At 72.1% G+C, this 12,191-nt stretch carries 6 protein-coding genes; 4 read left to right on the top strand and 2 right to left on the bottom strand.

Annotation, left to right across the window (positions count from 1 at the left end; genetic code table 11):
• Positions 1 to 27: 27 nt before the first annotated feature.
• Both EV375_RS27145 and EV375_RS27140 read left to right on the top strand, forming a co-directional pair.
• Positions 28 to 1,029, top strand: coding sequence for a TIGR03842 family LLM class F420-dependent oxidoreductase (locus EV375_RS27145; RefSeq protein WP_130302561.1), 1,002 nt, complete (start codon positions 28 to 30; stop codon positions 1,027 to 1,029).
• Between the two features lie 178 nt (positions 1,030 to 1,207).
• The gene (locus tag EV375_RS27140) at positions 1,208 to 2,776 is read left to right on the top strand and encodes an NCS1 family nucleobase:cation symporter-1 (RefSeq protein ID WP_130302560.1); all 1,569 of its coding nucleotides are present in this window, start codon (positions 1,208 to 1,210) and stop codon (positions 2,774 to 2,776) included.
• A 39-nt stretch (positions 2,777 to 2,815) separates the two neighbouring features.
• Here the strand turns inward: EV375_RS27140 and EV375_RS27135 are convergent, their stop codons facing one another.
• Positions 2,816 to 4,060 (bottom strand): MFS transporter, encoded by a 1,245-nt coding sequence (locus EV375_RS27135; RefSeq protein ID WP_130302559.1) that lies wholly within the window; start codon positions 4,058 to 4,060, stop codon positions 2,816 to 2,818.
• A 54-nt stretch (positions 4,061 to 4,114) separates the two neighbouring features.
• Between EV375_RS27135 and EV375_RS27130 the strand changes: the two genes are divergently transcribed.
• Positions 4,115 to 4,870, top strand: a complete 756-nt coding sequence (locus EV375_RS27130; RefSeq protein WP_130302558.1) for an AraC family transcriptional regulator — start codon at positions 4,115 to 4,117, stop codon at positions 4,868 to 4,870.
• Between the two features lie 54 nt (positions 4,871 to 4,924).
• Here the strand turns inward: EV375_RS27130 and EV375_RS27125 are convergent, their stop codons facing one another.
• A complete protein-coding gene (locus EV375_RS27125; protein WP_130302557.1) occupies positions 4,925 to 10,840 on the bottom strand; it encodes a WD40 domain-containing protein in 5,916 nt (1,971 codons plus the stop codon).
• 93 nt (positions 10,841 to 10,933) lie between these two features.
• On the opposite strand from EV375_RS27125, the gene EV375_RS27120 reads away from it, so the two are divergent.
• The gene (locus EV375_RS27120) at positions 10,934 to 12,121 is read left to right on the top strand and encodes an SLC13 family permease (protein WP_130302556.1); all 1,188 of its coding nucleotides are present in this window, start codon (positions 10,934 to 10,936) and stop codon (positions 12,119 to 12,121) included.
• Positions 12,122 to 12,191 lie beyond the last annotated feature (70 nt).

Here is a 12,191-nt window from a genome sequence, read left to right as displayed (position 1 = left end):
TACCAGCGGTTGAAAGGAACGACAGGCATGGACTTCGGACTCGTACTGCAGACGGACCCGCCCGGCTCGCGGACCGTCGGCCTCATGCGGCGTGCCGAGCGGCAGGGCTTCCGCTACGGGTGGACCTTCGACTCCGCCGTGCTGTGGCAGGAGCCTTTCGTCATTCACAGCCGCGTGCTGGAGAACACCGAGCGGCTGATCGTCGGCCCGATGGTCACCAACCCAGGCACCCGCTCGTGGGAGGTCACGGCCTCCACCTTCGCCACCCTGAACGAGATGTACGGCAACCGCACCGTGTGCGGCCTCGGCCGGGGAGACTCGGCGATGCGCGTCGCCGGGCGCAAGCCCAACACCCTCGCCCGCGTCAGCGAAGCGATGTCCGTCATCCGCGACCTGGCGGAGGGACGCGAAGCGGTCATCGACGGCACACCGCTGAAACTGCCGTGGGTGCGGGACGGGAAGCTGCCGGTGTGGATGGCCGCGTACGGGCCGAAGGCGCTGGCCATGGCGGGCCGTGAGGCGGACGGCTTCATCCTCCAGCTCGCCGACCCGTATCTGACGGAGTCGATGGTCAAGGCGGTGCGAGTGTCCGCCGCCCAGGCCGGCCGCGACCCCGACGACGTCACCATCTGCGTGGCCGCCCCGGCCTACGTCGGCGACGACCTCCAGCACGCCCGGGATCAGTGCCGCTGGTTCGGCGGCATGGTCGGCAACCACGTCGCCGACCTCGTGACGCGCTACGGCGAGAACTCCGACGTCGTGCCCACGGCGCTGACCAGTTACATCAAGGCACGTCAGGGCTACGACTACGCACACCACGGGCGGGCCGGAAACCCCGACACCGAGTTCGTGCCCGACGACGTCGTCGACCGCTTCTGCCTGCTGGGCCCGGCCGAGGCGCACATCGAGAAGCTGCGGACCCTGCGGGACCTCGGAGTCGACCAGTTCGCCGTGTACGCCATGCACGACGCCACGGAGTCGGTCATCGACGCCTACGGACGGGACATCATCCCCGCCCTGAACGACTGAGCGGGGGCGGCCCGCCTGCGCTCGTCCCGGTCGCCGTGACACCGCACTTGTGCCGGGACAGCGCAGTGCCGGGACACCGCACTTGTAACGCGGCACCCGCACCGACGATGCCACAACGACGATTCCGCAACGACAACCGAAGAATCACCCAGCACCCAGCAGAAGAGGTGTGTGTGCCATGACCGGGACCGTTCCAACCGCCGCACCGGGCCCGCAGGACGCGCCCGGTCCAGGCACCACTGGAGAACTGACCCATCCCGACGGCCGGGTGGAGCTCGTCGAGGGCGCGATACCGGAAGGCAGCCGGTTCGCCAACGCCGACCTCCACCCGGTGCCGATGGCCAAACGGCACTGGACCACCTACAACTTCGCGGCCGTGTGGATCGGCATGGCCCACAACATCCCGTCCTGGCTGCTGGCTTCGGGTCTCGTCGCCCTCGGCATGGACTGGAAGCAGGCCGTCTTCACCATCGCCCTGGCCAACGTGATCGTGCTGCTGCCGATGCTGCTGACGGGTCACGCCGGCCCCAAGTACGGCATTCCCTTCCCCGTCTTCGCACGGGCCTCCTTCGGGCTGCGCGGAGCGAACCTCCCGGCGCTGATCCGCGCGGCGGTGGCGTGCTGCTGGTTCGGCATCCAGACGTGGATCGGCGGCCAGGGCATCTTCGTACTGCTCGGCAAGATCTTCGGAGGCTGGACGGAGGCAGCGAAGATCGCCGGCCAGCCGTGGACCCTGTGGGTCTGCTTCGTGCTGTTCTGGGTGCTCGAACTCGCCATCATCTACCGGGGGATGGAGACGCTGCGCCGCTTCGAGAACTGGGCGGCGCCGTTCGTGATCGTCGGTGCCTTCGTGCTGCTTGCGTGGATGGCCGTCAAGGCGGGGGGCTTCGGGCCGCTGCTGGACGAGCCGTCGAAGCTGGGCTGGGGCCCCGAGTTCTGGCCGGTGTTCTTCCCCGCCCTCATGGGCATGATCGCCTTCTGGTCGACGCTCTCGCTCAACATCCCCGACTTCACCCGCTTCGGGGCGGGGCAGCGCGCCCAGGTGTGGGGCCAGTCCCTCGGCCTGCCCACGACGATGACGCTCTTCGCCCTGCTCTCCGTCTTCGTCACCTCCGGGTCGCAGGTGGTCTACGGGGCGTCGATCTGGGACCCGGTGGAGCTCGCGGGCAAGACCGACAACGTCTTCGGTCTGCTCTTCGCGCTCGTGACCGTCCTGGTCGCCACGATCTCCGTGAACCTGGCGGCCAACGTCGTCTCCCCGGCCTACGACCTGGCGAACCTCGCGCCCAGGTTCATCAACTTCCGTACCGGCGCGCTCATCACGGGCGTCGTCGGCGTCGTGATCATGCCGTGGAAGCTGACGGAGACGCCCGAGCTGTACATCTACACCTGGCTCGGGACGGTCGGCGGCCTGCTCGGTACCGTCGCAGGCATCCTCATCGCCGACTACTGGCTGGTGCGCCGCACCCGCCTGCACCTGGCAGACCTCTACCGCGAGGGCGGCGCCTACTGGTACGGCTCGGGCTGGAACTGGCGGGCCGTCGTGGCGTTCATGGTGGGCGGTGTGCTCGCCGTCGGCGGCTCCTACTCCGCCAAGGGCAAGGGCCCCTTCCCCGCCGACGGCCTCATCCCCTTCCTCCGGCCGCTGGCCGACTACGGCTGGGCGGTCGGCGTGACGAGTTCGCTGCTGCTGTACGTGGCGCTGATGCGGGTGAGCCCGCCGAAGGGGGCCGATGCGGTGAGGTGACGCATCCGCTGCTCCCGGCGCTCCGGCCGGCCGCCGGGCTCAGGGGCCGGCCGGAGGATCGGCAACGGCCTCAGGCTGTGCGGTGCCCGGTGGCGCGGTGCCCGGTTGTGGTCCGGGAGGTGCTTCGCCCGTCCCGGGCTCGTGCAGAGTGCGCAGCAGCAGCCAGCCGACGGCAGGCAGCGCGATGAGCGGCGCCAGTGCGGTCTGCAGTGAGGCGGCGTCGGCGACGGCGCCGATGAGCGGGCTCGCGATGCCGCCGATGCTGACGGTCAGTCCCAAGGTGACACCGGCGGCCGTTCCGACGCGCTGCGGCAGGTAGTCCTGGCCGAGGGTGATGTGCAGGGAGAAGGGCACATACAGGCCGGCCGAGGTGAGGGCGACGCAGACGTAGAGCATCGGACCGGGAACGAAGACCACTCCGGCGACGGCGAGGACCGTCAGAGCGTAGGACCACTGCACGACCGGGACACGTCCATGGCGGGTTGCGAGCCTCCCGCCCACCACTGTTCCGACCGCGCCGCCGAGGTAGAGCACGAACAGCGCGGCCGTACCGGCGACTTCTCCTCCGCCGGCGCGCTGGCGCACGTAGAGCGAGATGAACGCGCTGAGGCCCACGAAGACGACCGAGCGGCACACGACGGCCCCCGACAGCCTCGTGAACGAGGCCCAGTCGTCCGTGTCGACGGCATGTGTCGCGCGTGCGGCGGCTGCCGCTTCCCCGGGGTCTTCGACGCCTCGCAGCGCCGCCAGGCACAGCACCGCTCCGGCGAGCGCGGGGACGACCAGCAACGGCGAGGCCCGCAGGCCGGCCGTGGCGACGACACCGGAGACCAGCAGAGGAGCGGCGGCGAATCCGAGGTTGCCGCCGAGGGAGAACCAGCCCATGGCCGTGTGGCTTCCGCGGCTGGCGCGTCGTGCCACGCGTGCGGCTTCCGGGTGATAGGCGGCGACGCCGGCGCCCGACACGGCGACCGCAGCCACGGTGACGGCGTACGAGTCGCTGACTCCGGCGAACGCGACTCCGGCCCCGCCGACCAGGGTGCTCACCGGCAGCAGCCACGGGACGGCCCGATTGTCGGTGAGAGCTCCGAAGAGCGGCTGCATCACCGACGACAGCAGCGACGCGGCCAGGACGATGCCGGAGGCCGCGGCGTAGGTATAGGCGCGCTCGGAGACGAGGTACGGCACGAGGGCTGCCACAGCCCCCTGGTACACGTCCACGCAGGCATGCCCGAACGACAGCAGCGTGATGGGTCCGGTACGTGAGGTCTTGTCCGTGGGCACCCCGGCATCATCGCCACGGGACCGTCTGGCGCGCTTCCGATAAGGTGCCGATCGATGCCGGTTATCCGCCACACACCCGAAGCGCCCACCCGGACCCAGGTGCTGGCGCCCGGCGAACGCATCGATGCCCACCGGCACGACAACCACCAGATCATCTACGCGGGTTCCGGTGTCCTGGCCGTCACCACCGAGGCAGGCACCTGGTTCGCTCCCGGCGCCCGTGCCATCTGGGTTCCGGCGGGATGCGTCCACGCCCACCGGGCCCACGGACAGCTCGCCCTGCACCTGCTGGGTCTCCCGCCGGACAGCAACCCCCTCGGGCTCGACGCCCCCGCAGTGCTTTCCGTCAGTCCCCTGCTGCGCGAACTGATCCTCGCCTGCACCCGGGACCCGCACGACGGGAGTCCCGAGCGGCAGCGGCTGCGCGCGGTACTCCTCGACTGCCTCCGCGTCTCGGCGCAGGACCCCCTCCGGCTGCCCGCCCCGTCCGACCCGCGCCTCGCAGCCGTGTGCGACGTGCTGCACCGCGACCCGGCGGACCCGCGCGGCCTGGCCGACCTGGCGAGGGCGGCGGGAGCCGGCCAGCGCACCCTCAGCAGGCTCTTCCGCCGCGAACTGGGCATGACCTTCCCCCAGTGGCGCACCCGGCTGCGCCTGTTCCACGCGCTGTGCCTGCTGGCCGACGACGTACCGGTGACCAACGTCGCCCACCGCTGCGGCTGGTCCTCCGCCAGCGCCTTCATCGACGTCTTCCGCCGTGCCTTCGGCCACACTCCGGGCAGCCACGAACCCCCGCCGGAAACCGGCTGAAGGGGCGAGGGCGGGCACCCGCACGCCACATCCATCTGGGCCCGCGCACCCCCGTCACAGCTCCGCGTCGAGGGCGAGGCGGTGGACGCCCGGGAGGTAGGCGTCGAGCTCTCCCGGGGTGAACCGTGTCATGCCGACGACGTGCCAGAACTCGCCCGTCACGTCGCCCTCGTACTTGTACCCGCCGCTCGGCGTCAGCGCCGCCCAGCCGCCGGGCACGCCGATCAGGGTGGCGCGCAGACCGGGGCCGGCCGCCGGATCCGGACCCTCGGGGACGTTCCACAGGCGGACCGTGCCGTCCTCGCCGCCGCTCGCCAGCTGTGTGCCGTCCGGGCTGAAGGCGAGGGTGTGCACGCGGCCGGTGTGTCCCGTCAGCCGTGCCGTCATCTCGCCGCTGTCCGCGTCCCACAGGCAGACGGCGCGGTCGTCCCCGGCGGTCGCCAGCAGCGGACGCCGCGGGTGTGCCGCCGCCGTCCACAGCCGTCCGCGGTGCCCGCGCAGCACGTGCCGCTGCTCGCCGTCCTCCCACACGACGGCCGTTCCGTCCCAGGAGGCGCTCAGCAGCGCGCTGTTGCCGCAGCAGAAGGTGACGGCGTACACGCGGTCGGCGTGCCCCTCGAGGTCGGCGACGAGGCGTCCGGTGGCGGGCTCCCACAGCCTGACGTGGCTGTCGTCGCATCCGGTGGCAAGCAGCGCGCCGTCCTCGCGGAACGCGATGGAGCGCACCCGGCCGCGGTGCAGCGACAGCGTCGTCACGTGCGCACCCGTGGCCCGCCACCACAGCTGGACGGTGTCGTCGTCGTTCGCGGTGGCCAGGAGTTCACCGTCGCCGCTGAAGGCCTCCGCCCAGGTGTGGTCGGTCTCGACGTCGATCTCCCGCATGTACTCGCCGTTCGTGGCGTTCCACAGGTAGACGTCGCCGTCGTTGCTCGCGGTGCCGAGCACGGGACCGGCGGGGCTGAAGACCGCGGAGACCAACCGGTCGCCGCGGCCGGAGAGTTCGGCGGTTCGCCGCCCCGAGCGGGCGTCCCACATGCGCACCAGCCCGTCGTTGCCTCCCGTCGCGAGGAGGGCGCCGTCGGAGCTGAAGGCGAGGGTGTTGACGCGCCGTCCGTGGCCGCGCAGGATCCGCTTGCCCTGACCTGTTCCGGCGTCCCAGATCTGCGCGCCGCCGTCATTGCCGACGGTGAGCAGCTGACGGTCGTGCGGACGGAAGGCGCACGCCCAGGCGGAGCCGCGGTGCTCGACGGGCTGCTGCGGAAGCAGAGCCACCGAACGCCCGCCGCTGCCGGGGGAGTTGACCCGCCACAGCCGAACCGCGCCGTCGCTGTCGCAGGCGGCGAGGAGCCGGCCCTCGTCGCCGAACAGCACCTGGTAGACGGCGCCGGTGCCGCGTTCCAGGGTGCCGGCCGGAGCCCCGACGCGGGGATCCCACAGGCGTACCTGGCCGTCGGTGTCGCCGCTGACGAGCAGCCCGCCCGACGGGTGGAAGTCGAGCGAGTAGACGTGGCCCGTGTGGCCCGTGAACTCGTGGAGCAGGCGGGGCGCCTCCCCTTGCGACCCTTCGCCGGAGCCCGTCATGTCCCATACGCGTACGGTGCCGTGGCCGTCCGCGCCGCGGTCGCCCGTCGCCAGGAGCGTCCCGTCGGGGCTGAACCTGGCCCGGTAGAGGGCCCCTTGGTGACCGTCCACCTCCGCGGCGCACCGCCCGGTGCGGGTGTCCCAGATCCGCAGGGCCGCGCCCGCGTCTCCCGTGACGAGGGTGGTGCCGTCGGGGCTGAAGACGGCCGTGTAGACGGGGACAGCGTGCCCCGGCAGCCGGTGCAGGGGCCGGCCGGTGGCCACGTCCCACAGCGTCACCATGCCCTCGGCGTCGCCGGTGGCCAGCTGCCGGCCCCCGGCGTCGAGCGAGACGGGCCAGACACCGCCGGGGTGGACCTCGATACGGTGCCGGCACCGGCCCGAGACCGGGTCCCACAGCCGCACCTCGCCGTCGGCCGCGCCCGTGGCGAGCACGTTCGCGCGGAACTTGACGGCGTAGACCCGTCCTTCGTGGCCGTGCAGCGTACGCACGGCCCGGCCGGTGTCCGCGGCGCACACCAGGACGCCGCCGTCCTCGCTGCCCACGGCGAGGAGTTCACCCTCGGGACTGTAGGAGACCGGTTCCGGCAGCCGGCTCGTGCGCATGTCGAAGCCGTAGGGGACGCCGACACCCGAGGGGCGCAGCCCCGCCTCGACCGGCATGCCCGGCGCGATGGCGGCCGTGGCCAACTCCGGTGCCGCTTCGGTCAGTTCGTCGGTGACGGGGTCGATCAGCGCGGCCCTGTTCCACCGGCTGTCCGTCAGCATGGTGCCGCGCAGGTCGGTCCTGGTCAGCCTCGCCGTGCGCAGGTCCGCGCCGGTGAGGTCGGCACCGCTGAGGTCGGCCTGGTCCAGGCGGGCACCGACGAGGCGGGCGCCGCGCAGCACGGCGCCGGAGAGGTTGGTGCCCAGCAGTCGGGCGTCGGTCAGGTCGGCCCCGGTCAGGTCGACGCCGGAGAAGTCACGGGCGGAGAGGTCCTCGCCGACGAGGCGGGCGCCGCGCAGATCGGCGTCGGCCGGCACCCGAAGCCGGTCGATGACGCGCACCGCGTTGGCGCGGGCGGCCTCGCTCGTGCGAGGGCCGGGGGAGTTGAGCACGTTCTGGACCCACTCGGTGCACAGCTCGTGGTCGGCCAGGTCGCAGAAGAACTCCACGGCGAGCTGGGTGAGGGGACGCGCGGCGAGCAACGTGTCGTCACCGAGGGCCAGTTGGGCCGCCGCTTCGCGTGCGATGAGCCATTCGACGACGGAGCCGTGAATGAAGTGGAAGAGCCCTTCCTCCGTCCGCACCAGAAGACTGCCCGCACCGACGGCCTGCGCGCTCTCCTGGGTGGACATCGAGCCGCTTCCCACCAGTCCGCTTAGCGTCTCCGCGACGGTCTCGGTCAGTTCGTCGAGGCGGAGGGCGCTGCGGCCGCTCTCCCACAGCCGCTGCGCCAGCGCGGTGACCGCGGCCCACAGCTGCTCGACGCTCAGGCCGGGGGCAGCGCCGGGGCCGCCCTGGCCGCGGCGCTCCTCGAAGGCGAGCCAGGCGGCGAAGACGTCCTCGTACAGTCCCGCGGGGCTCAGCGCGCGGCCGGCCCCCGCCACCGCGCGAAGCTGCTCGGTCCCCAGGTCGGCGACGAAGCTGAGCAGCCGCGGGTTGCGGCTCAGCTCCAGCAGGTCGGGAATGTTCTGCAGCAGGCGGAAGCGCTCGTCGGCAAGTGCCTCGTCGCCGTAGCGGTTGACGAGATACCTGCGGATCTGCGCCGGGACGAAGCCTTCGAGGGAGAGCACGCGGCGCCGGGGGAGCATCCCGACGCGCTCGCCCAGGGCGGTGAGGACCTGCGCCTGCGACTTGAAGTGCTGCGTGCGGCTGCTGACGACGATCTTGGCGTTGTCGACGGACGCGTCCAGCAGGACCTGGAGGTGGTCGGCGGCCCGGTCGTAGCTGACGCGGTTGACCAGTTCGTCGAAGCCGTCGAAGAGCAGCACGACGCGCCCCTGCGCGAGCATGTAGCGCAGCGCCCGCAGGTCGATCGTGTCGACGCCGTGACCGGCCAGGTGCGCGGCGACGAGACCTTCGAGGCTGTGCGCGCGGTCGAGGGTGTTGAGCGGGATGAGCAACGGCGTGAGATGCGGCAGCTGTTCGGGGATGCGGCGGGCCAACTCCCGCAGGGCGAAGGTCTTTCCGTGCCCGAAGTCCCCCAGGAGCAGGACGAAGCGGCCGTGGTCGGCCGCCAGCAGGTCGAGCATGTTCTCGACGAGGCCGTCGCGTTCCTCGCCGTCCGGGCGTTCCGCGTCCCGGTAGCGCCCGGGGAGGTAGAGGCCCGGCGGATAGCGGTCGTCTGCGCTGAGGCCCGCCGTCTGGGCGTCGACGTACCCGCGCAGGTCGAGCAGCCCCTGGAACTCGAGGAAGCTGCGGACGCGGATGCCCCGCCGGCTCGCCCGCTCCCGCAGTGAACGCTCCGGCGCGGGGCCTTCGTGGACGACCTCCGCCTCGGAGCCGGTGTCCGTCGCGTGTGCCTGCGCGATGAAGCGGTCGATCTCCTCGTCCGTCGGTGTGCCCGGATGGACGGAGATGCGCTGCTGCCGCACCACGCCTTCCTCGTGCCAAGTGGCCATGATCTGGGCCATGTCGTGATGGTCGCGGCGGGGGACGTCGCGCAGGCGCACGCTCTCGTGGCGGGCCCGGCACACCTCGCGTACGCGCTCGGCGAGCGAGTCGGCGGGCTCTTCGAGGGGACGGTTGTCCCTGTCGTCCTCGGGCGCGGCGGGGGCCGGGACGGGCAGGGGGGCGGCCGGCTCGTCGGGGACGGCGAAGATCCGGTGGGCGGCGCGCCATTCGAGGGGGAACTCCGCGGGCTCGCTGCCGGCTTCGTCCGTCCAGCGTGTGACGCCGTCGGCGGCCACGCGCAGCAGTTCGCAGCGGGCCGGGGCGGCGGAGCCGAACAGGGGCAATGTGCCTGCCGGGGTCGACAGTTGGGCGTGGAACGGTTCGGAGGAGGCGGTGCGGGGGCCGCCGGTGGGGCCGTGGAGCACGAAGTGCAGGCGGCGCGCGGTCAGCCGCGCGAAGGTGTCGGCGTCGCGCAGCGGCCCCGGGCCGCCCGGCGCGTCGTCGGGCCGCTGCCGCCCCTCCGTCAGCGGGTGCCGCAGCACGCCGATGCGCAGCCAGCCCTCCTCCTCGTACGTGCGCAGCGCCTCGGAGAACCAGGTGGCCTGGTCGCGGCCCAGGAAGCCGTACTGGTCGTCCTTGCGGTGGCTGAAGGCGATGGAGGAGTTGAACCCCGCGACGACGGTGTGCAGTTCGGGCACGGGGAAGAGCGTCCACGGCTGGTCGCTCTCGAAAACCGTGTCCATGCCGTGGTAGAGGCCGCGGAAGAGGCGGGTGTAGTGGCGCCACTTGGGCCAGTACGGCGGCTGCGGCGGCACCTCGTCGGCCTCGCAGGTGTGGAAGTAGCCCAGGCACGCGGCCTGGCTGACGTCCTGCGTGCCAGGAACGATCACCATCCGCTGCGGCGGCAGGTCCAGCTGGGACCGCAGCCCCGTAAGGAAGTTGAGGGCCTGGTCGCATTCGCGGGGGCTTCCGGACGCCGTCAGGTCACCGGAGACGACGAGGAGGTCGGGGGCGGGGGCGCCGGCGTCCTTCAGCTCGACGAGGTCGCTCCACATCTCCCGCAGCAGCGCGTCGGGTTCGCGGCCGCGGCCGAAGTTGGGGCCGGCCACGTGCAGTACGGACAGGGCGTCCTGCCGCGACCCGGCGCCGCCGCCCGGGGCGGCCGGGTACTGCGGGGCCCTGGCGGGGCGCCGGCGTCCGGACCAGCCCGTACGGCCCAGGGGGCGCTGCCCGTCCTCGCGCCGGTGCTCGGCCTGTTCGGCGGGGCCGGCCGGGCCGCCGGGGGCGCGCGGCCCGGGGACCTCCCCGGCGGCGCTGCCCGGGTAGCCGGGCCGAAGCCCCGGGCGTGCGTGCCCCTCGACGGCCTGCCCGACGCGCGTGAGCAGCATCTCCCGCGCCGACTCGGTGTCGCTGACGCCCACGAGGTCGACGTACGTGATCGTCGCGAGGAGGCCCTCGATGGGAATGTCCTCCACCCGCACGGTCAGCAGCTTGCGCTCGGGCGCCTCCGGCTCGGCACGCAGCGCCGCCTGCCACTCCATGCGTCCGTACGTGGAGCGCCCGTAGTGGCTGGAGAGGACTGCGATGACGGCGACGGACTCGCTGACGCCGCGGTCCATGAAGTCGATGAAGTTCGTGCCCGGGACGAAGTCCCACGCCTGGATCACGGTGCGGTAGCCGGCCTCCTCCAGCGTCCAGGCGATCCACGAGGCCCATTGCTCGTCGGCCGGGGAGTAGCTGATGAAGAAGTCCAAGTCCCGCGTGTGGCCCACAAGTTCCCCGTTGCCCGTCATGTGGGCATCGTAGGAGCTGAGAGGCAGGTCGGACACCTCGGGTTCGACAGGCTGCGACATTCTCCTCACGGCACGTGTGGGATTCTGTCTGGCGTGCGAATCCTGAAGAGAGCGCATCCCCTTGACTGGTTCGCCGGCGGACTCCTCGTCTGCGGCATCCTCCTGGTGGCCACCGGGGTCCTGCCGACGGACCCGGCCGGGCAGGCGATGACCCGCATCGCGCCGCTCGTGGTCTTCCTCGCCACGGTGATCGTCCTGGCCGAACTGACCGGCAGGGCGGAGGTCTTCGACGCCGTCGCCTCGTGGGTCGCCCGCACCGGGAAGGGCAGCTATCCGCTGCTGTTCTGCCTGTGCGTGCTCTTCGCGTCCGTCACCACGATCACGCTCAACCTGGACACCACGGCGGTGCTGCTCACGCCCGTGATGCTCGCGCTCTCCACACGGGTCGGCATCGCGGCCGTGCCGCTGGCCATGACGACGGTCTGGCTGTCGAACACGGCGAGCCTGCTGCTGCCCGTCTCCAACCTCACCAACCTGCTCGCGGCCGACCGTGTCGCGCTCACGCCCGTCGAGATGGCCACGACCATGGGCGTGCCGCAACTGGTCTCGATCCTGGTGACCATGGCGTGCCTGTGGGCCTTCTACTGGCGGCTCGGCCGGCGCGGCGCAGAGAGTTACATACCGCCGCAGCCGCTGCGGCCCGCCGACCCCGTGCTCTTCCGCGTGTGCGCGCTCGCCTGCGCCGGCTTTCTGCTGTCGATCCTCGTGATCGACGTGCCGCTGTGGTCCGCATCGCTGACGGCGGCTGTCGTGGTCGTCGCCGCGTTCGCGCTCAGACGCCGAGCGGAGCTGCGGCTCTCGCTCGTCCCGTGGCGGCTGCTGATGCTGGTGCCGGGCATGTTCCTCGTGGTGGAGACCGTCAGCGCCCACGGGCTGCACGATCTGCTCACGGCGGCGATCGGCTCCGACGGCGGGCCGCTGGGCATGCTCCGCTCGGCGGGCGTGGGCGCCGGCCTGTCCAACGTCCTCAACAACCTCCCGGCCTACCTCGCGGGGGAGGCGGCGGTCCCGATCGGGAACCACCACCAGCTTCTGGCCCTGCTCATCGGCACCAACGTCGGCCCTCTGGTGACTCCTTGGGCGTCTTTGGCGACGCTGCTGTGGTTCGAGCGGTGCCGCTGGCACGGCACGCGGATCCCCCTGCGCCGCTTCATGGCCACCGGGCTGGTGCTCGCCGTGACGGGGACCGTGTCGGCCACCGCCGCGCTCGCGCTCGTCTGAGCCCTTCCGGTCACGAGCCCCGGTCAGTCAGCCGCGGTCACGAAACTCCGGTCATGAACTCCGTTCACGA

The sequence above is a fragment of the Streptomyces sp. CNZ301 genome (genome assembly GCF_004217425.1).
The sequence above is the reverse complement of the archived record's forward strand: the minus strand, read 5'-3'. Positions and strand labels throughout refer to the sequence as shown.